General features: G+C 65.3%; 18 protein-coding genes. 10 read left to right on the forward strand and 8 right to left on the reverse strand.

Translation table 11 applies throughout. From position 1 onward, the window contains the following. Window positions 1–3: 3 nt before the first annotated feature. Window positions 4–1,131: an alpha/beta hydrolase family protein gene (locus BAY15_RS10555; protein ID WP_068854667.1), complete on the forward strand. Its 1,128-nt coding sequence runs from the start codon at window positions 4–6 to the stop codon at window positions 1,129–1,131. On the opposite strand, the gene BAY15_RS18895 is transcribed toward BAY15_RS10555, so the two are convergent. Beyond that, window positions 1,046–1,378, reverse strand: coding sequence for a hypothetical protein (locus tag BAY15_RS18895; RefSeq protein WP_083214147.1), 333 nt, complete (start codon window positions 1,376–1,378; stop codon window positions 1,046–1,048). The two genes, BAY15_RS10555 and BAY15_RS18895, sit on opposite strands and share 86 nt — an antisense overlap. A gap of 98 nt (window positions 1,379–1,476) precedes the next feature. After that, on the reverse strand, window positions 1,477–1,644 hold the full coding sequence (locus BAY15_RS19365; RefSeq protein ID WP_167693296.1) for a hypothetical protein: 168 nt from the start codon (window positions 1,642–1,644) through the stop codon (window positions 1,477–1,479). A gap of 172 nt (window positions 1,645–1,816) precedes the next feature. Between BAY15_RS19365 and BAY15_RS10560 the strand changes: the two genes are divergently transcribed. Together BAY15_RS10560 and BAY15_RS10565 are read left to right on the forward strand one after the other, a co-directional pair. Continuing rightward, the gene (locus tag BAY15_RS10560; protein WP_068852202.1) at window positions 1,817–2,947 is read left to right on the forward strand and encodes a DUF3667 domain-containing protein; all 1,131 of its coding nucleotides are present in this window, start codon (window positions 1,817–1,819) and stop codon (window positions 2,945–2,947) included. A gap of 111 nt (window positions 2,948–3,058) precedes the next feature. Next, on the forward strand, window positions 3,059–4,564 hold the full coding sequence (locus BAY15_RS10565; RefSeq protein ID WP_083214269.1) for a DUF1254 domain-containing protein: 1,506 nt from the start codon (window positions 3,059–3,061) through the stop codon (window positions 4,562–4,564). On the opposite strand, the gene BAY15_RS10570 is transcribed toward BAY15_RS10565, so the two are convergent. After that, on the reverse strand, window positions 4,561–5,502 hold the full coding sequence (locus BAY15_RS10570) for a LysR family transcriptional regulator (RefSeq protein WP_208856097.1): 942 nt from the start codon (window positions 5,500–5,502) through the stop codon (window positions 4,561–4,563). The two genes, BAY15_RS10565 and BAY15_RS10570, sit on opposite strands and share 4 nt — an antisense overlap. A gap of 181 nt (window positions 5,503–5,683) precedes the next feature. Here BAY15_RS10570 and BAY15_RS10575 point away from each other — a divergent pair, with 181 nt between their 5' ends. The 5 genes from BAY15_RS10575 to BAY15_RS10595 all read left to right on the forward strand — a co-directional run bounded on the left by BAY15_RS10575 (window position 5,684) and on the right by BAY15_RS10595 (window position 13,640). Further along, window positions 5,684–6,424, forward strand: coding sequence for a gluconate 2-dehydrogenase subunit 3 family protein (locus BAY15_RS10575; protein WP_068852207.1), 741 nt, complete (start codon window positions 5,684–5,686; stop codon window positions 6,422–6,424). Window positions 6,425–6,427: 3 nt separating this feature from the next. Further along, on the forward strand, window positions 6,428–8,203 hold the full coding sequence (locus BAY15_RS10580; RefSeq protein WP_068852209.1) for a GMC family oxidoreductase: 1,776 nt from the start codon (window positions 6,428–6,430) through the stop codon (window positions 8,201–8,203). 10 nt (window positions 8,204–8,213) lie between these two features. Next, a complete protein-coding gene (locus BAY15_RS10585) occupies window positions 8,214–9,599 on the forward strand; it encodes a cytochrome c (RefSeq protein WP_068852212.1) in 1,386 nt (461 codons plus the stop codon). Window positions 9,600–9,748: 149 nt separating this feature from the next. Then, window positions 9,749–11,347, forward strand: coding sequence for an SDR family NAD(P)-dependent oxidoreductase (locus BAY15_RS10590; RefSeq protein WP_068852215.1), 1,599 nt, complete (start codon window positions 9,749–9,751; stop codon window positions 11,345–11,347). A 244-nt stretch (window positions 11,348–11,591) separates the two neighbouring features. Next, window positions 11,592–13,640 carry a TonB-dependent receptor domain-containing protein gene (locus BAY15_RS10595; RefSeq protein WP_083214148.1) on the forward strand — a complete coding sequence of 683 codons (2,049 nt, stop codon included), beginning with the start codon at window positions 11,592–11,594 and terminating at the stop codon, window positions 13,638–13,640. Window positions 13,641–13,644: 4 nt separating this feature from the next. On the opposite strand, the gene BAY15_RS10600 is transcribed toward BAY15_RS10595, so the two are convergent. Continuing rightward, window positions 13,645–15,690, reverse strand: a complete 2,046-nt coding sequence (locus BAY15_RS10600) for a TonB-dependent receptor (RefSeq protein WP_068852218.1) — start codon at window positions 15,688–15,690, stop codon at window positions 13,645–13,647. Window positions 15,691–15,846: 156 nt separating this feature from the next. Here BAY15_RS10600 and BAY15_RS10605 point away from each other — a divergent pair, with 156 nt between their 5' ends. Beyond that, entirely contained in the window at window positions 15,847–17,058 is a 1,212-nt protein-coding gene (locus BAY15_RS10605; RefSeq protein WP_237334246.1) for a sensor domain-containing diguanylate cyclase, read from the forward strand. On the opposite strand, the gene BAY15_RS10610 is transcribed toward BAY15_RS10605, so the two are convergent. After that, complete coding sequence (locus tag BAY15_RS10610; protein ID WP_068852222.1) at window positions 17,025–17,339, reverse strand: hypothetical protein; 315 nt, start codon at window positions 17,337–17,339, stop codon at window positions 17,025–17,027. The genes BAY15_RS10605 and BAY15_RS10610 overlap by 34 nt on opposite strands. Before the next feature lie 150 nt (window positions 17,340–17,489). Here BAY15_RS10610 and BAY15_RS10615 point away from each other — a divergent pair, with 150 nt between their 5' ends. Beyond that, the gene (locus BAY15_RS10615) at window positions 17,490–17,765 is read left to right on the forward strand and encodes a hypothetical protein (RefSeq protein ID WP_068852224.1); all 276 of its coding nucleotides are present in this window, start codon (window positions 17,490–17,492) and stop codon (window positions 17,763–17,765) included. A gap of 136 nt (window positions 17,766–17,901) precedes the next feature. Here BAY15_RS10615 and BAY15_RS19205 read toward each other — a convergent pair whose 3' ends face one another. The 3 genes from BAY15_RS19205 to BAY15_RS10625 form a co-directional block, all read right to left on the reverse strand. Beyond that, entirely contained in the window at window positions 17,902–18,093 is a 192-nt protein-coding gene (locus BAY15_RS19205) for a hypothetical protein (RefSeq protein WP_141236262.1), read from the reverse strand. 78 nt (window positions 18,094–18,171) lie between these two features. After that, window positions 18,172–18,492: a hypothetical protein gene (locus BAY15_RS19210; RefSeq protein WP_157771736.1), complete on the reverse strand. Its 321-nt coding sequence runs from the start codon at window positions 18,490–18,492 to the stop codon at window positions 18,172–18,174. Between the two features lie 269 nt (window positions 18,493–18,761). Continuing rightward, on the reverse strand, window positions 18,762–19,019 hold the full coding sequence (locus tag BAY15_RS10625) for a hypothetical protein (RefSeq protein ID WP_068852228.1): 258 nt from the start codon (window positions 19,017–19,019) through the stop codon (window positions 18,762–18,764). Window positions 19,020–19,137 lie beyond the last annotated feature (118 nt).

Below are 19,137 nucleotides of genomic sequence, written 5' to 3' on the forward strand. Positions count from 1 at the left end.
TGGATGCGTACTGCTGCGACCGTCTCGCTGTGCCTGGGGCTGTGCACTGCCCTGTTCCTTCCGTCGAGCTGGGCCAAGGCCCCGGTAACGCCGGAAACCCACAGCGAAACGGGCACGCTGCAGGGCGCCCCCTGGCGCATCGACGTGCCGGCCCACTGGAACGGCGAACTGGTGATGTACGCCCATGGCTTCGAGCCGGTCGGAACGCCGCGCCCGGACCCCTGGCCGGGCAACCCGTGGAGCGAGGCGCTGGTCAACGCCGGCTATGCAGTGGCGCAGAGTGGGTACGCCGACCAGGGCTGGGCCGTGCGCGGGGCCATTGACGATCTTGAGCGGCTGCGCGCACAGTTCGTGGCCCGCCATCCAGACACGAAACGCAGCTGGATCCTGGGCTTTTCAATGGGCGGCGCGGTGGCGATCGGAACGCTGGAACGGATGCCGGAGCACTACAGCGGTGGCATTTCGATGTGCGGCGCCAACCTGCCCGGCGATGTGCTGGCCGCCGAAGTGCTCACCTCGCTGGTGGCGTTCGAGTACTTCTTCCCTGGCGCCAACGGCCTGCCCGAGGGTGGGTTGAGCTCGCCTGCCGCTGCGACGTTGCCGCAGGGGGAGATGGTCGACGCCATCACCGTTGCCGTGCAGTCCCGCCCGGAGGCAGCTGCAGTACTGGCAAAACGCCTGGAGCTGAAGGTGGATGAGCTGGCTGGCACCCTCAGCCTGCATGCACTGGTGTTCCAGCAGCTGGTCAAGATCAGCGGCGGCATTCCGGTTAGCAACAAGGACACGGCGTATGCCGGCTTTGGCGATGACAAGGCGTTCAACGCCGGCGTCCGGCGCATTGCCGCAGATCCCGAGGCAAAGGCGAAGCTTGACCGCGACCTGCGCCTGACCGGCGCGCTGCGCCGGCCGCTACTGCTGCAGTACAACCTCAACGACCCTTCCGTGACGCCCCGCTTCGAGCCGATCTACCCGGCACTTGCCGCCAAGGCTGGTGCGACGCCCCAGCCGAGGACGCTACCGCCCACCGGCGAAGGACATTGCGCGTTTACGCCCGAACAGATTGTGGAAGCGGTGTCGATCCAAAGCCGCTCGTTGCCTGCGCGCCCCACTGGCGAAGCGCGGCGCCCCTGAGCGACTGCTGGCCGCAACCGGACGGGCAGCGCAGCACGCGTGCGGCCGAGGTGCTGACGAAGCCCTCGCCTTCCTGCGCCTTGAACACCACCTCGCACGACAGGCAGCGCGCCACCATCGAGTACAGGTGCACGATGCGCCCGCTGCACGGGTCCTGCAGCGCGTTCACATCCAGCAGTTCGAACTGGCAGCTGTCCGGCAGCGGGCGGCGCGGAAGCGGAAGGGGCATGGAGGTCTGCAGGTTCACGCTATGGGCGCCGTCGGGGGAATGGCAGCCACTGTAGGCAGCGCGGTGTGGAGCGCGCGTGCAGCCGGCATGCAGTGCACGCGAAAGGCTTGCTGGTACTACACCTCTCCCAATGCGCTCTTGCCAGCAGGGGTCAGGTCGATATCGCTGTCTTCGGCCTGCACCGCCAGACCTTCGGCGACGGCCCAGGTGGCATCGTCGGCTGACACAGGATCGGTCGCCTCGATGGCCCGAAGAATGGCGAGTTGCTTGTCGGTCAGTGGCATGGTCGGCGTTCCGTAAGGGGGTGAGCCGACTCTACTTCGGGTAGAGCAACGTGACCGTGAACCGGACTCCCCGGCCCGGCCCTCCACGTGGGCCATCGATGCAGGCCGGCACTGGCACCGGCACCCCGCCCCCACTATCGTAGGCGCCTTTCCTGCCCGGCTCCGCGCACTGATGCACTCCGCCCTTGCCCACCCCGCCGCCTGCGAGAACTGCAGCACCCCGCTGCAGGGCGATTTCTGCCATGAATGCGGCCAGTCCGCCCACAGCCCGGTGCGCAGTTTCGGGCACGCGGTGGAAGAGGTGTTCGAATCGTTCTGGCACCTGGACGGGCGCATCTTCCGCACCCTGCACCAGCTGCTGCTGCCCGGCCGGCTGGCGGCAGCCTACCTGGCCGGGCACCGTACCCGCTACATCCCGCCGATCCGCCTGTTCGTGATCCTGAGCGTGCTGACCTTCTTCGTGGCGCGGCTGGCGGTGCATGTGGACGCAGGTGCCCTGGTAAGCCAGACGCCCCGCCCGCCGGAAGTGCCGGGTGCGTTCCGTGATGCCACCACCCACGACGAGGTCCAGCAGGTCCGCCGCGCGCTGCTGGCGCCGTTGCAGCAATCGCGTGAGGCGATGCCCGAGTCCCTTCGCGCGCCGATCGACAGTGCCATTGCCAAGGTGGACAGGCAGGCCGCAAAGCGCGAGCGCGAACTGAAGGAGCATCCACCGGTCGCGTCCGCGCGCAAGCCCGTCGCGGCCAAACCGTTCACCGTGCAGGACATGGCGACACAGAAGTCAGACCCGGTCGAGATCGGTTTCCTGCCCGGGTTCGCCAACCGCTGGCTGACCGGCCAAGCCGAGATCATCCGCAAGAACCTGCCCCGCATCAGCGAACGGCCGCAGCTGCTGGTCAACGCGTTCTTCGGCTCGGTGCCTTCGGCGCTGTTCGTGCTGGTGCCGTTGTTTGCCGTGCTGCTGAAGGTGTTCTACCTGGGCAGTGGAAGGCTGTACCTGGAGCACCTGGTGGTGGCGTTGTACAGCCATGCGTTCCTGTGCGTGGCGCTGCTGGGCATCCTGCTGCTGTCGATGCTGGGTGGGCAGCTTGCCGCCGTGCCTGGCGCGGGGGTTGTCATCGGCCTGCTGATCACGGCGCTGCTGCTGTGGATGCCGCTGTATCTCTGGCTGATGCAACGGCGGGTGTACGCACAATCCCGGCTGGTGACCACGCTCAAGTTCGTCGGGCTGGGCTGGCTGTACTTCACCGTGGTCACCACCGCGACCGTCATTCTCGCCATTGCCAGCCTTGCCCGGGTCTGATCCGGGCTAAGTAGTTTTACCCAGCCGGCCTGCACCTATTTCGGTGGAGTGGGGATGAGCGCGCCGTCATGCTCTCTCCATCCCTTGCCGCAGGAGGCGAACGATATGGCCATGCCCCGTAACCAGGCTCACTCGCCGTTCCTTGCCGGCCACCATCTGGCTGCCCTGTTGATCAGCGTGTGCGCGCTGGTCGCCTGCGGCAAGCGTGAACCGGAAAGCGCCGCCCCAGCGCCCGACCCTGCCTCGGCAGCGCAGCCCGCCGCCCCGGCCGCGGCTGATGCCACCCGCATCAGCGAGCTGCGCGCCACCGCCAAGGATGCCTACATCTGGGGCTACCCGATCGTGGAAGGCTACAAATCCATGTACCAGCAGGCCGTGGATGCCAAGGGTGCGAACTTCCACGCCGGCTTCAACCAGATCGGCAACGTCGCCCAAGTGGCCACCCCGAAGGACACCTCGATCATCACGCCCAACTCGGACACGCCGTATTCGTTCCTGTGGATGGACCTGCGCGCCGAACCGCTGGTCATCAGCGTGCCGGCGATCGATGCCAAGCGCTACTTCTCCGTGCAGCTGATCGACCTGTATACCTACAACTTCGCCTACATCAACCGCGCCGCGACCGACGGCAAGGCCAGCGTGTTCATGGTGGCCGGGCCGGACTGGAAGGGCGAGACACCCAAGGGCGTGCGCGAGGTGTTCCGCGCCGAAACCCAGCTGGCCTATGGGCTGTTCCGCACCCAGTTGTTTTCGCCGTCGGACCTGGACAACGTCAAGCGCCTGCAGGCGCAGTACAAGGTGCAGCCGCTGAGCGCGTTCCTGGGCACGCCGGCACCGCCGCCGGCCCCGGCGATCACCTTCCCGCCGTATGACCCGGAACAGGCCAATGGCCTGGGCTTCTTCTCCTACCTCAACTTCCTGCTGCAGTTCGCGCCCACCGTGGACAGCGAAGCCGCGCTTCGCCAACGGTTCGCGGGCATCGGCATTGAGGCAGGCAAGCCCTTCGATGCAGCCGCGCTGCCTCCGGCCGACCGCGAGGCCATCACCGCAGGCATCGCAGATGCCAACCAGGCACTGGAACAGTTCATCGCCACTGAAATAAACACCGAGAAGGTTTCCAGCGCGGATATGTTCGGCACCCGCGCGGCGCTTAAGGACAACTACCTGTACCGTTTTGCCGGCGCCAAGCTGGGCATCTACGGCAACTCCGCTTCAGAGGCCGACTACCAGAGTTACTTCGTGGATGCGCAGGGCAGGCCCGCCGACGGCAGCCAGCACGACTACGTGCTGCGCTTCGCCAAGGACCAGCTGCCGCCGACCAACGCGTTCTGGTCGGTCACCCTGTATGACGGCAAGAGCAAGCTGCTGGTGGACAACCCGCTGGACCGCTACCTGATCAACTCGGCCATGCTGCCCACGCTCAAGCGGGATGCCGATGGCGGCCTGACCCTGTACATCCAGCAGGCGTCGCCCGGCAAGGACAAGGAATCCAACTGGCTGCCGGCGCCGGCCGGACCGTTCTACGTCATCCTGCGCAACTACAGCCCTGGCCAGGCCGTGCTGGACCGCAGCTGGCAGAAACCGGCATTGACGCCGGTTGAGCGCAAGGCCGATTAACTCCCGGTCAGTGCAATGGCGGGCATCGTCCGGTTGGCATGCCGCCAGCCGGCCGACTGCTGCAGCTGCTGCACCATGTGGCCAAGGAACGCACGGACCCGGGGGGCGACCTGCTTCCCGGGGGCGTACACGGCACTCAACGGCGAAGTCGCCAGCGCGCAGTTGGGCAGCACTTCTTTCAGGCGCCCTGCGTCGAGGTCATCGGCCACGTCCCAGATCGACTTGCGGGCGATGCCGGCGCCCTGCACCGCCAGGATCTGCGCCGCCTCGCCATCGTCGCAGAGCGTACTGGCGTCCAATGGAAACGCGATGGTGCCGCCGGGCTGCGCGAACACCCATTGCGATACCGGCGGGCTGCCCGAGGCGATCAGATCGTGGCCGTGCAGGTCGTCGATGCTCAGTGGCGTGCCGCGCCGGCGCAGGTATTCCGGGGAGGCGCAGAGGATGCGCCGGTTCGGCGCCAGCTCGCGCGCCACCAGGCGGGAATCGTCCAGCGCGCCATAGCGCAGCGCCAGTTCCACGCCTTCACCAACGAGGTCGACCAGCTCATCGCGCAGCGACAGGTGCACGCGCACCCCGGGATGCGCCTGCTGGAAGCTGCGCACCGCCGGCACCACATGACGGCGTCCGAATCCATTCGGCGCGGTGAGCTTGAGCACGCCGGCCACCACGTCCTGGCGCTGCTCCAGCGCCGCCTCGGCCGCTTCCACCGCATCCAGCACGCGGCGGCAGTGCAGGTGGAACAGGCTGCCCTCGTCGGTGAGCGAGGCGCGTCGCGTGCTGCGGTTCAACAGCCGCACCTGCACGCGCCGCTCCAGGGCGGTGAGCCGCTTGCTGACCACGGCGAGCGAGATGCCCAGGTCGCGCGCGGCGGCGGACAGGCTGCCGCCATGCACGATGCGGTCGAAGGTGCGCAGCTCGTTGAGGTCGTCGATCACGCCGATGTTTCCAGTTTGGCAAGAGTTCCTTTCCCATATTGCCATTACGGAAACAGTCGCACATCCACACAATGGTCGCATTCATGCCTGCCGTGGAAAGGCCGGCCGCATTCGGCGAGCACGCTGCCGCGACAGGACCCGCGCCATGCTCAGCCCCAGCCACCCGCCAGGTAGCCACACAATGAAAGATGATGCCGACCAGAACCGGCCGACGCTGACCCGTCGCCGCTTCTTCCAGGGCCTTACCCTGCTCCCCGTCGCCGCCGCCCTGCCCGGCTGCGCCCCCGGCACCCCCACCGGGAACGGCACCGGGAGCGGCACCCCGGCTACCCCGGCCGCCAAGGACTACACCCCCGAATTCTTCAACGCGGCCGAGTGGGCGTTCATCACCGCCGCCTGCGACCGCTTGATCCCCTCCGATGAAACCGGCCCCGGCGCGGTGGAATCTGGCGTGCCCGAGTTCCTCGACCGCCACATGCAGACCCCCTACGCGGCCGGCGCCATCTGGTACATGCAGGGTCCCTTCCTGGAGGCACCCAGCGAGTTCGGCTACCAGGGCAAGCTGGCCCTGCGTGACATCCTGAAGGTCGGCATCGATGCCTTCGATGCGCACTGCCGCAACCAGTTCGATGGCAAGACCTTCGCCCAGCTGAGCCACGAACAGCAGGAAACCCTGCTCAAGGCGGCCGAGGGCGGCAAGCTGGAGCTGGAGGCGATCTCCAGCAAGCTGTTCTTCTCCAACCTGCTGGGCGAAGTGAAAAACGGCTACTTCGCTGATCCCAAGTACGGCGCCAACAAGGATATGGCCGCCTGGAAGATGATCGGTTACCCAGGCATGCGCGCGGACTACATAGACTGGATCAGCGTCCGCGACAAAGCCTACCCCCTGCCGCCGGTGGATCTGGCCGGGCGGAGGGGCTGAGGCATGGCAATCACGAAACCGAAAGTGGATGCGGTCATCGTCGGCATGGGCTGGACCGGGGCGATCCTGGCCAAGGAACTTACCGATGCCGGCCTGCACGTGGTGGCGCTGGAACGTGGCGGCGACCGCGATACCCAGCCTGATTTCGCCTACCCGAAGGTGGTGGACGAGCTCGAAGGCTCGGTGCACCGCAAGTACCTGCAGAGCCTGAACCAGGAAACGGTGACGGTGCGGCACACCTTGGCCGATACCGCCGTGCCCTACCGGCAGATGGGCTCGTTCAAGCCGGGCACCGGCGTGGGCGGCGCGGGCAGCCACTGGTCCGGCGCGCACTTCCGGCCGCTGCCGGAAGACCTGATCCTGCGCACCAACGTGGAAGAGCGCTACGGCAAGAACTTCATCCCGGCGGACATGACCATCCAGGATTTCCCGGTCACCTACGCCGAACTGGAGCCGCATCTGAACATGTTCGAGCTGGTATGCGGTACCTCCGGCAAGGCCGGCGTGATCAACGGCGTAGTGCAGCAAGGCGGCAATCCGTTCGAAGGCTCACGCTCGGGCGAGTATCCGCTGGGCCCCAACCCGAACTACCTGGGCGGCGAGCAGTTCTACAAGGCGGCCAAGGAAATGGGCTGGCACCCCTACCCGATTCCGGCCTCGAACGCGTCCGGCCCGTATGTGAACCCGTACGGCTGCCAGCTGGGCCCGTGCAATGCGTGTGGTTTCTGCAGCGACTACGGCTGCCTCAACTACTCCAAGGCCAGCCCGAACGCCTGCATCCTGCCGGTGCTGCGCCAGCGCCCGAAGTTCGAGCTGCGCACGCATTCGCAGGTGCTGCGGGTGAACCTGGACAGCACCAAGGCCAAGGCTACCGGCGTGACCTACCTGGATGCGCAGGGCCGTGAAGTGGACCAGCCGGCCGACATGGTGCTGCTGTGCGCCTTCCAGCTCTACAACGTGCACCTGATGCTGGTCTCCGGCATCGGTGAAGCCTACGACCCGCAGACCAACACCGGCACCGTGGGGCGCAACTACTCCTACCAGAACCTCAACCGGGTGGTGCTGTTCTTCGACAAGGACGTGCAGGCCAACGGCTTCATCGGCATCGGGGGCGCGGGCACCACCATGGACGACCTCAACGGCAACCAGCTGGACAACGCCAAGGCCGGCTTCGTCGGCGGCGGCCTGGTCTGGGCGCGGCAGCCCGGCGCCGGCCCGGTGCGTGGCATCAACGTGCCGTCAGGCACGCCGAACTGGGGCGCGGCATGGAAGAAGGCGGCGGCCGACAACTTCCGCCACAACTTCTATTACGAGGTGCAGGGCGCGTGCATGTCCTACCGGCAGCACTACCTGAGCCTGGACCCTAACTACAAGGACTCCTTCGGCCGCCCGCTGCTGCGCATGACCTTCGATTGGCACCCCAACGAGATCAAGGCATCGCAGTTCTTCGTGGACCAGGCCATGCAGATGAGCCGCACGCTCAATCCGCTGTCGATGAGTGGTGACGCCAAGAAGAACGGCGAGCACTACAACATCACCAAGTACCAGAGCACGCACACCTGCGGCGGCGCGATCATGGGCGCAGACCCCAAGACCTCGGCGTTGAATCGCTACCTGCAGAGCTGGGACGTGCCGAATGTGTTCGTGATCGGCGCCAACGCCTTCCCGCAGAACAACGGCTACAACCCCACCGGCCTGGTAGGCGGGCTTGCGTACTGGGCGGCCAAGGCCATCCGCGAGAAGTACCTGCCCGATCCGGGCCCCCTGGTCCAGGCTTGAGGAGGCGCGCATGAAAAAGCTTCTTCTCTGGATCGTGGTGATCGGCCTGGTCGTGCTGCTGGCCGCGCTGGCCTATGCCTTCATTCCCACCAAAACCCGCGTGCTGGCCGATGGGCCTGCGGCCGATGCTGCCCTGATCGAGCGCGGGCGCTACCTGGCAGCGGCCGGTGACTGCACCGCCTGCCACACCAAACCGGGCGGCAAGCCGTTTGCCGGCGGGCTGCCGGTGGCCTCGCCGCTCGGCAACATCTACAGCACCAACATCACCCCGGACAAGGAAACCGGCATCGGCGCGTACTCGCTGGACGACTTCGACCGCGCGGTGCGGCACGGCATCGCCCCCGACGGCCGCACGCTGTACCCGGCCATGCCGTACCCGTCCTACGCGCGCATTACCGATGACGATGTACGGGCATTGCATGCCTACTTCCTGCACGGCGATATCGCGCCGGTACATCAGGAAAACCGGGGCGTGGACATCACCTGGCCGCTGTCGATGCGCTGGCCGCTGGCGATCTGGCGCAAGACCTTCGCCCCCGACGCGGAAGCGGTGGCATTTGATCCGAACCACTACAGCGACCCGCAGCTGGCACGCGGTGCCTACCTGGTACAGGGCCTGGGCCACTGCGGCAGCTGCCACACGCCGCGTGGCTTCGCGCTGCAGGAAAAGGCACTGGACGAATCGGGCACGGCGTATCTCTCCGGCGGCCAGGTGATTGACGGCTGGAACGCGGTGAACCTGCGCGGCAACGCGGCCGATGGGCTGGGGCGCTGGTCCGAGCAGGACATCGTGGACACCCTGCGCACCGCCCGCAATGCACACAGCGCGGTGGTGGGCACGCCGATGGCCGACGTGGTCCGGCACAGCACGCAGAAGCTCACCGACGAGGATCTGAAGGCGATCGCCGTGTACCTCAAGCAGCTGCCGGCCAGTGCGCATGATCCTTCTGCGTACACCGCCAGCGATGCCACCGCGCGCAAGCTGCAGACCGGCATCAACGACAGCCGCGGCGCCGAGCTGTTCGTCGACAACTGCGCGGCCTGCCACCGGACCGATGCCAAGGGCTACACGGATGTGTTCCCGGCCATCGCCGGCAACCCGACCGTGCTGGCCGATGACCCGACCTCGGTGATCCGCCTGCTGCTGGCCGGCAGCGAACTGCCCTCCACCGCCGTGCGTCCGTCCAACCTGGGCATGCCCGGGTTCGCCGAGCGCCTGTCGGACACCGAGATCGCGCAGCTGGCGACCTTCATCCGCCAGGACTTCGGCAATAAGGCCGGCGCGGTGACCGCTGACCAGGCCAAAAAGGTCCGCCAGCACCTGCAGGACGAAGCCAAGGCGGCCAAGGACGCGCACGATCCCACTGCGGCCCGTGGCGGCGAAGACGCGGAATAACCCGGCGGTTCAGGCCCCGCCTGCACGAAACCCCCGGATCGGGGAGAATAGCGGCCCTCCGAGCGCCCCTGCCCTGCAACGGCAGGGGCCGCTCCCCCGCGGTTGACGGCCTTGCCGGCCGCCCTCCCGCCGCTACCTCCGGATCCAACGTGAACGCCATCGCTTCTTCTCCCGCCGACGCCCTGCCCCAGGACGAGCTGCCCCTGACCGACCGCCTGCGCGCCGCGCTGGACCTGCTGGAGGCGATCGAGGCGGACCGCGCCGTGCTGGACACGCTGCCCGAAGACGACCGCGTGCGTTTCCACCAGGTGGTGGCCAAGGTCTACCACCCCGAACCCAAGGCACGCCGGGCGATGCTCAAGCAGCAGGCCAAGGCACGCCACCACGAAAAGGTGCGCAAGGCCGAGGCGTTGCTGGAACAGACCGGCATCCGCGCCCTGCGCCGCAAGCCGGTGTTCAGCACGCCGAACTACTTCCCGCCGCACAAGGCCGGCCTGCACGACGCGCACAACGGTGAGAACGCCGAAGCCACGCCGGAGCCGGTGCATTCGCCGGAGCTGCGCCACTGCTACGTGTGCAAGCAGAAGTTCACCCAGCTGCACCACTTCTACGACCAGATGTGCCCGGCCTGCGCCGAGCTGAACTTCATCAAGCGCACCGAAACCGCCGACCTGCGCGGCCGCGTGGCGCTGCTCACCGGCGGCCGGGTCAAGATCGGCTACCAGGCGGGCCTGAAGCTGCTGCGCGCCGGCGCCGAACTGATCGTCACCACGCGCTTCCCGCGCGATTCGGCGGCACGTTATGCCGAAGAGCCCGACTTCGCCGAATGGGGCCACCGCCTGCAGGTGTACGGCCTGGACCTGCGCCACACGCCCAGCGTGGAAGCGTTCTGCAACGAACTGCTGGCCACCCGTACGCGGCTGGACTTCATCATCAACAACGCCTGCCAGACCGTGCGTCGCCCGCCGCAGTTCTACGCGCACATGATGGCCGGCGAAACCGCCGCCCTGCACGACCTGCCGGAAACGATCCGCAAGCTGGTGGGCCAGTACGAAGGGCTGCGCAGCCCCGAGATGCTGGGCCTGGGTTCGGATGCCAACGTGCCGTCGCTGCAGGAGCAGGCGCTGGTGGGGGCCGATGGCCTGACCCGCGCCGCCGAACTCTCGCAGGTGCCGTTGCTGGCCGACGAACTGCTGGGCCAGCAGCACCTGTTCCCCGAAGGCCGGCTGGACCAGGACCTGCAGCAGGTGGACCTGCGCGGGCGCAATTCGTGGCGCCTGCTGATGGCCGAAGTGCCGTCGGTGGAACTGCTGGAAACGCAGCTGGTCAACGCCATCGCCCCCTTCATCATCAACGCGCGCCTGAAGCCACTGATGCTGCGTTCGCCCGAGCGCGACAAGCACATCGTCAACGTGTCGGCGATGGAGGGGCAGTTCTACCGCAACTTCAAGACCACCCGCCACCCGCACACCAACATGGCCAAGGCCGCGTTGAACATGATGACGCGCACCTCGGCGGCCGATTACCAGAACGACGGCATCCACATGAATTCCGTGGATACCGGCTGGGTGACCGATGAGGATCCGGCAGAGATCGCTGCGCGCAAGGTGGAGGAAGAACGCTTCCACCCGCCGCTGGATATCGTTGATGGCGCCGCGCGCATCGTCGACCCGATCATCCACGGCTTCAACACGGGTGAGCACGTGTGGGGCCAGTTCCTGAAGGATTACGCGCCCACCGATTGGTGAGGCAGTACCCCGTGGGGACCGCGGAAAATCCGCGAGCGCGGTAGCGCCGGCCGTTGGCCGGCCCAGGACGAACTTCATCGCCCGATGCAAATCCCCCGCAGGCCGGCCAACGGCCGGCGCTACCCGTAAGTGTCCGAATGTGTCACATGCGAATGATTCGTGATAGCATTGTGAACGATTTCAGAATCACCACACGGATGTCCCAGCCATCGCCAGCGGACCCTCTTTTCCAGGAGTTTGCTCGATGCACGTTGCACCCCCCACGCTTGCCCCTTCGCTGGCCGCCCTGACCGCGGCCATTGCCTTGGCCCTGTCCGCACAGGTCCACGCCCACGGCGACGCCGCAACCGACGCAAGAGACCTCGACACCGTAGTGGTCACCGCCACCGGTGCCCAGCAGTGGATCAAGGACGCCCCGGCCAGCATCAGCGTGATCACCCGCCAGGAGATCGAGCGCAAGCCGGTGACAAGCATCGGCCAGCTGCTCAGCACGGTGCCGGGCGTGACCGGTGGCTACGCGCTGTCTGGTGCGCAGTCGAAGATCCGCCTGCGCGGCCTGCCCGAGCAGTACACCCTGATCCTGATCGACGGCCGCCGCCAGGGCAATTCGTCCGGCGTGAACTACCGCGATGACCTGGGGCCGCAGGATCTGAACTGGCTGTCGCCGGACATGATCGAACGCATCGAAGTGGTGCGTGGCCCGATGTCGTCGCTGTACGGCTCCGACGCCATGGGCGGGGTAATCAACATCATCACCCGCAAGATCGCCCCGGAATGGGGTGGCTCGGTCACCTTCAACTACAGCAAGCCCGATTCGTCCACGCGCGGAAACACCACCCAGATGGGCGCGCTGTTCAGCGGCCCGCTCACGGAAAGCCTGGGCCTGCGCATCGGCGCCAACGTGACCGATCGCGAATCCGATCGTGGCCGTGGCCAGACGCCGGGCACCAAGGCCGAGAACGCCAACGCGCTGCTCAACTGGGCGATCAACGGCGACCACACCATGGGCTTCGAAGCCATCCATGGCGTGCAGCGCAACAGCGGGGGCGGCGATGTCGGCGCATGGGGCCTGTCCAAGCTGGTGCATACCGGCTACGTCGTGACCCATGACGGCCGCTATGGCGATGCCAGCACTTCGAAATCCACCCTGACCCAGAACGATTACGAGGACAAGGGCAGCCAGGTCGGCAACCACGCCAAGGAAACCGTGTTCGATACCGCCTTCGCCACCGGCTTCCACCTGGGCTTCGAGCATCGCTTGAACGTGGGTGGCCAGTGGAAGCGCGAGGAACTGCAGAACACCGACACCATCGGCACCGTGCCGGTGACCTGGAGCGGCAGCGGCCGAATCAGCCCGACCAACGAGGCCGATTCGTGGGCGCTGTTCGCCGAAGACCACATCACCCTGCATGAGCGCTTCACGCTCACCCTGGGCCTGCGCTGGGACAACACCGAAAACTACGACGACAACCTGAGCCCGCGCATCTACGGCGTGTGGCACCCGTCCGATGACTGGACCGTGCGCGGTGGCGTATCGCAGGGCTTCCGTGCGCCGAACCTGAAACAGGGCAGCGCCGGCGCGGCCACCCAGTCAGGCGGCAACGGCTGCCGCAGCCTCACCGTGGAAGGCTGGACCAACCGCTCGGTCAGCGCCGATGGCACCACCGGCTGCTACATGGCCGGCAACCCGAACCTGGAACCGGAAACCAGCACGAACTACGAGCTGGGCGTCGGCTTCGACCGCGGCGGCTGGTCGGCCTCGGCCACTTACTTCCTCACCGATTTCGACGACAAGATCGAACAGGTGCCGCTGCGCGAGATTGCCGGCTACGACTCCAGCTTCGTCAACGGTTTCTGGTGGACGGTGGCGCAGAACATCCAGAAGGCGCGCACCCGCGGCGTGGAAGCCAGCGTCACCGTGCCCCTGCACGAGCGCCTGAGCTGGACCACCAACGCCACCCGCATGCTGGAATCCAAGAACCGCACCACCGGCGCGAACCTGCTGGTGGTACCGAAGATCACCGCCAACACCTCGCTGGACTGGCAGGTGACCGAGGCGTGGTCGTTGAACCTGAGCGCGCAGCACATCGGCGAACAGCTGGTCTCCAGCACCAGCTCGACCTTCGCCAAGGCGTACACCACGTGGGACCTGGTGACCGGGTTCAACGTCAACGAGAACCTGACCCTCCGCGCAGGCGTGCTGAACGCCGGCGACGTCTCCACCATCGACGAAGGCAACAACTACGACGGCGGTGCGCGCACCTTCTTCGTCGGTGCCACGGCGCGGTTCTGATCCATCAGAGCTTCATGTTGAAGGCGATATGGAGCGAACGCCCCGCAGCCGGTGAGAACATCGGCTGCGGTTGCTCCCAGAAGAAGCTGTCGTACCACGCATAGTCGTACTTCCGGTCGGTGGCGTTCTTCATCTGCAGATCCACGCTCCAGCGGGGATTGATGTCATAGCGGGCGCTCAGGTCGAGCACGGCGAAACCGCCGTACTTGCCGGCCACATTGCGCTCTTCCAGGTAGTAGTCTCCCTGCGCCCTGCCCTGCAGCCCGAACTGAAGTGCTTCGGTAGCCTGGTAATCCAGGCCGATGTTGCTGATGTAACGCGGGGTGGCGGCCACTTCGCGGCCCTCCAGCGATACGCTGGCATCGCGACCATCGCGCTCGATCTTGGCCTCCTGGTACGCGTGGGACGCCCATACCGTCCACTTCTCGCCTACCTGCGCGCTGATCTGCGCATCCACGCCACGGCGGCGGGTCTTGCCCAGGGTCACGGTGGTGCCGGTGGCGGGCATGTTGGAGACCTCGTTGGCCGCATCCTGCTGCCATACCGCGATGCGCGCCTGGCTGCCGGCGAACGGGCTGAACTTCATGCCCAGCTCCATGCCGGTGTTGGTGGACGGGCTCATGGCGCCCTGCCCCGGCGTGAGGTAAGCCGGCGCCGTGGAGCCGGTCAGCACCTGGAAGGTGCGGCCCCAGTTGGCATAGACATTGGTGCTGTCGGTGAAGGCATAGACCACGCTCAGCTTGGGTTGGTCGATGGTGCCGTAGCGCTGCAGCGGGCCGGTGATGCCGCCCGGCAGGCGGGTGTCACCATCAAAACGGTCCACCCGGTAGGCCGGCACGATCTTCAGCGCCTCGATGGGCTGGTAGATCGCCTGCACATACGCGCCGTAGTTGTCGAAGGTGTGGCGGTCGTCGTTCTGCACGCGTGCGGGGGTGGCGCTGAAGTCGGTGGGCTCGGCATAGCTGAATCGCTCGCGGATGTAACCGTTGTCCTGGTGCTCGACATTTACCCCGGCTTCCAGCGTAAGCGTGGCGCCGGGCTGCCAGGTCAGCGTGGTGAGCATGCCGGTCTGCTTTTCGTCCCACAAACGGCGCTGGCGCGGCGCATTGCCGGTGCGCAGGTCGCTGAAGGTCACCCGGCGGTCGTCTTCGTAGCGGTTGTAGTACAGCTTGCTGCCCAGGAACAGGGTGTCGGCCAGCTTGAGGTCCATGTGCACGCCGATCTGGCGCATGTCGCGGTCGTCGCCATCATTGGCGTTGCGCAGCTGCGAGCCGCGGCGGTCGGTCCGCAGTTCTTCAGCCGTCATGAAGCCCGGTTCATCGGCTTCGTGGTGGTAGGCGCGTGCGGTGAGGCCAATGCGCATGCCGTCGTCCAGGTTTCCGTAGAACCACTTGCCACCGATGGCGTACTTGCGTGAGCTGTCATGGTCACGGTACCCGTTCGAGGCCTGGGTGCCGATGAAGTAGTTCTGCGCAAACCCGTCGCTTTCCCGGCCAATGGCCAACTGCGCATCGCGGGTGTTGTAGCTGCCGTAGCCGAACCGTCCGTCGGTGTAGTTGCCGCCTTGGCGCGTGCCGAAGTTCACGTTGCCGCCAATGTTGTGCAGGCCATAACGCGGGTCGTTGGTGCCACGCACCACTTCGATGAAACTGATTTCCAGCGGGAACAGCATGTCGATGAAGCGCTGGTTGCCGCTGTTGACGTTGCTGGGCACGCCGTCGATCAGCGTCTTGATCGCGTTGAGGTAGCCCTCGCCATTGAAAGCGCGGAAGCTGACCTTGCCCGATTCGGCGCCCTGGCGGGTTTCGGTGAGCTGGATGCCGGGCATCTGGCCGAGCAGTTCCCAGCTGTGCGAGACGTTCTTGTCCTCGATCTGGTCGGCGCCAAGCACGTCCACAGAGGTCAGCACCTGGTGGGCGGTGAGCTGGCCTTCGGTGTGCTGGTGCACATCGACCTTGCCGAGGGTGAGTGCGGAGTCAGACGACTGGGCGCGGGATTCGGGGGCAAAAACGACGGCGGCGACGGCCGTCACCAAGGCAAGGCGTTTCATTTAGAGGAAGGCGTCACAAATCTGGAGGGGAGGCCTGATGCCGGCCCGGGCGTGTAATGTGACACTATAACATTACAACTATGCGGTTCTGCAGCAGCTTCACCAACTGCTTCCGGCCCGGTGCCTACGATGGCGGCAGATGCTGCGGAGGAACCCATGACCGAACGTGCACGCCTGCACCAGGAGTTGCTGAGAAGCCAAGCCTTCCTGGAGCAGACCAATACACTGGCCAAGGTGGGCGGCTGGGAGCTGGCGCTGGACACCAATACGCTGTCCTGGACCCGTGAGACCCATTTGATCCATGGCGTACCCGAGGACTTCGATCCGAATGTGGGTGCCGCCCTGTCTTTCTACCCGCAACCGGGCCGAGAGCAGCTGGAGGCAGCGATCGCCGCATGTGCCGCCGATGGCTCGCCCATCGACCTGACGCTTCGCGCCATCACCGCTGCTGGCGAACGCAGCTGGTTGCATATCGTAGGAAAGCGCGTTGAGGACGCGACCGGCGCACGCTTGATCGGCGCCATCCAGGACGTCACGGAACAACGCTCCGCCGTGGATGCACTGGAGCAGAGCGAAGCGCGTTACCGCCGCCTGTTCCAGCACAGCCTGGGCCTGATCTGCACGCACACGCTGTCCGGGGAGATCACGTCCGTGAATCCTGCGGCCTCGCTGTCACTGGGCCGCCCCGAAGCCGAGCTGCTGGGGCGTTCATTGGCAGAGATCATTCCGCTGGAACGCCAGGATCAGCTCCAGTACTACCTGCAACGCGTCGCGGAGAACCAGAGCGACTCCGGCCTGATGGAGCTGGTGGCCGACGATGGCTCACGCCGCTATTGGGCGTACCACAACGTGCTCGACACCGAAGCTGACCCGCCGTACGTGCTGGGCCACGCGCAGGACATCACCACCCAGCACCTGCAGGAGCGCCAGCTGCTGGAGATGGCGATCCGCGATCCGCTGACCCGCTCGTTCAACCGGCGCTACCTGGCCGAACTCGCACAGCAGCAACTGGAAGCGTGGGGCTGCCTGGTGTTCGACCTGGACCACTTCAAGGAAATCAACGACACCCAGGGGCATGCGCACGGCGACTCGGTGCTGGTCGAGTTCGTGGCGTTCCTTTCCAGCCCGCTGGAAGAAAACGAGGTGGTGGTGCGCCTGGGCGGCGATGAGTTCCTGGTGTTCGTACCCGGCGCCAGGATGGAGCGGCTGCAGGTACTGGAAGAGACCTACCAGGCGCGCGCCCACCTCGCACCGGTCCGCTTCTCAGGCGGCTGCGCCATCAGCCGCCCCTCCGAAACCGTCGCCGACACCATCAACCGCGCAGACATGAAGCTCTATGAGCGCCGCCGCCGCGAACGACCGGAGTGAAGCAGCCCCACAACCAGGACCGCAGCCCACAGCGCCAGCCACGCAGGCAATAGCCACCCATCAAAGATCTCTTCGCGCGGGATGACCGAGATACGGAAGCCGATCCACGCCAGGACGACGACCAGCAGCGGCGCCACCACCGTTCCGCGCCATGCAAAGAACGCGGCCGCCGGCAACGAGATGATCGGGAAGAACACGCCGCCACCGAACGGCGCGGCTCCAACCATCGCGAAGAATGCCGCCGCCAGCACCAGCAACCACGCCATCACCTTGATAAGCATCCTGCATCACTCCTTCCGTCCAGTACCGACCACGAAGCCTTAACCTGCCTTGCTTATCCTAGCAGCGCGCTGCAGGAACAACGCCCGGCGCATCAATCGTTCCGCTCGGCTTGATCGAGAGAAGCAATCGAACACTGCAAAGGAGTCGCAATGAAGAAGCTGCACGCTGCCGTTCTTGCCGGATGCCTGCTGGGCATGAGTCCCCTCGCCTTCGCGGAGGTCGCCAACCTGACCAACAGCGCCGACGGCGCCAACCGCGACGCAGGCATCGCCGCGGTCAAGAAGAAGCTGCAGGACGCCTGCACAGAGCGCAAGGGCACGCCGGATGCAGCCTCCTTTGAGGTGGTCTTCGAGAAGACCAGCGAGAACCCGAACGTGCCCAAGCCGTACTACGTCGACGGTAAGATGAAGTGCGATTTGCCGTAAGCCATTCAGCACTGCGACAACGCCATCTTTAGTCCCGCCAGCGCCGCGCGCCTGACCTTCCGGGCAGCGGCTGACGGCCATTCCCGCAGTTCATGGATTGCGTCGGCAGCAACCCCTAGCCACCCTTTGGATTACCTCAAAGTCCGCGCAAGGTATCGTTGTAGGCACCGCAACTGCATCTCATGAACATTGCGGACTGATTCGGCGCAGTGATCTCAATCAACGCATCGCATCGCTCGCAACGAACCGTAGAAACAGAGCCATCCTTCATAAATTCAGCGAGCGCCGATTCAAACGTCTGGAACGCAGGAACGACCACGTCAGTCATCTTATTGATTCTCCATCCTGTCCATCACGCGGCCAGAGAGTGGGCTTCCATCGCCAAATAAAACCCCATCCAAGGCCGCTACTTCGGATATCTCGGATCGCGCACCATCGCGCTGAATATTCTTACCCAAAACAACTCGCCAATCAATGCGTGCCCACTTTCCTTGCTCGCGGAATAAGCTCGCTCAATTACACTACAGAAGATCAAGTATTGATCAGCGGGCAGTAGCACTGCAGAAATAAAGTTCATTGCGCCTTCGTCAAAAGGGCTGAAGACTTCCGCACAAAGATCCTCCTCCCCCAGCAAAAATGCATCCCGAATGATATCGGCTATACGATTGAACTGAAACGTACTCAGCCCTACTGAATTACCTTCTCCAAACACGATAGAACCGGCCATTGTTACCTCACCATTATGACTTGCGCCTACTGTTTATTTAGAGGAAGGCGTCACCGATGGCTCGGCCATCGACCTGAAGCTTCGCGCCATCACCGCTGCTGGCGAACGCAGCTGGTTGCATATCTTGGGAAAGTGCGTTGAGGACGCGACCGGCGCACGCTTGATCGGCGCCATCCAGGACGTCACGGAACAACGCTCCGCCGTGGATGCACTGGCGCAGAGCGAAGCGCGTTACCGCCGCCTGTTCGAGACCCAACCGACACCTGAATTTACTGCCAAGACGCAATCTCACTAAACTTCTGCGCGATGAATGTCGCGAAGTCAGGTGCTACGTCGACTGCTGTCGGGTCTTCCGTGTCAACTTCAACAACCCGGGCACCGATACGCAAAAGGAACTCAACATAGTCTTCTGGCAACCCGGGATGCTGTTCCCGCAACGATACTGCCTTCTCGCTCGAAACGGAGACAAGCCTCTTCAACAAAGCGTCTATGCCTTGAATATCGTTCAATCGCCCGTAATCAGTCATTCTCGCCTCGCCTTACGAATAGATCTCTGCCAAGCGACCCTGACCTGTGGATGGCCGCCTGATGTTGATCAGGGTACCTCGCCGGGTGAGTATTCCACCCTTCATTCGGCCCTCCATA

Source organism: Stenotrophomonas rhizophila, from assembly GCF_001704155.1.
Classification (GTDB): domain Bacteria; phylum Pseudomonadota; class Gammaproteobacteria; order Xanthomonadales; family Xanthomonadaceae; genus Stenotrophomonas; species Stenotrophomonas rhizophila_A.

Coding starts and splice junctions, on each gene's coding strand:
- BAY15_RS10555 (WP_068854667.1), top strand. CDS start 4: ATGCGTACTGCTGCGACCGTCTCGCTGTGCCTGGGGCTGTGCACTGCC.
- BAY15_RS19365 (WP_167693296.1), bottom strand. CDS start 1,644: ATGCCACTGACCGACAAGCAACTCGCCATTCTTCGGGCCATCGAGGCG.
- BAY15_RS10560 (WP_068852202.1), top strand. CDS start 1,817: ATGCACTCCGCCCTTGCCCACCCCGCCGCCTGCGAGAACTGCAGCACC.
- BAY15_RS10565 (WP_083214269.1), top strand. CDS start 3,059: ATGCCCCGTAACCAGGCTCACTCGCCGTTCCTTGCCGGCCACCATCTG.
- BAY15_RS10575 (WP_068852207.1), top strand. CDS start 5,684: ATGAAAGATGATGCCGACCAGAACCGGCCGACGCTGACCCGTCGCCGC.
- BAY15_RS10580 (WP_068852209.1), top strand. CDS start 6,428: ATGGCAATCACGAAACCGAAAGTGGATGCGGTCATCGTCGGCATGGGC.
- BAY15_RS10585 (WP_068852212.1), top strand. CDS start 8,214: ATGAAAAAGCTTCTTCTCTGGATCGTGGTGATCGGCCTGGTCGTGCTG.
- BAY15_RS10595 (WP_083214148.1), top strand. CDS start 11,592: ATGCACGTTGCACCCCCCACGCTTGCCCCTTCGCTGGCCGCCCTGACC.
- BAY15_RS10600 (WP_068852218.1), bottom strand. CDS start 15,690: ATGAAACGCCTTGCCTTGGTGACGGCCGTCGCCGCCGTCGTTTTTGCC.
- BAY15_RS10605 (WP_237334246.1), top strand. CDS start 15,847: ATGACCGAACGTGCACGCCTGCACCAGGAGTTGCTGAGAAGCCAAGCC.
- BAY15_RS10610 (WP_068852222.1), bottom strand. CDS start 17,339: ATGCTTATCAAGGTGATGGCGTGGTTGCTGGTGCTGGCGGCGGCATTC.
- BAY15_RS10615 (WP_068852224.1), top strand. CDS start 17,490: ATGAAGAAGCTGCACGCTGCCGTTCTTGCCGGATGCCTGCTGGGCATG.
- BAY15_RS19205 (WP_141236262.1), bottom strand. CDS start 18,093: ATGACTGACGTGGTCGTTCCTGCGTTCCAGACGTTTGAATCGGCGCTC.
- BAY15_RS19210 (WP_157771736.1), bottom strand. CDS start 18,492: ATGGCCGGTTCTATCGTGTTTGGAGAAGGTAATTCAGTAGGGCTGAGT.
- BAY15_RS10625 (WP_068852228.1), bottom strand. CDS start 19,019: ATGACTGATTACGGGCGATTGAACGATATTCAAGGCATAGACGCTTTG.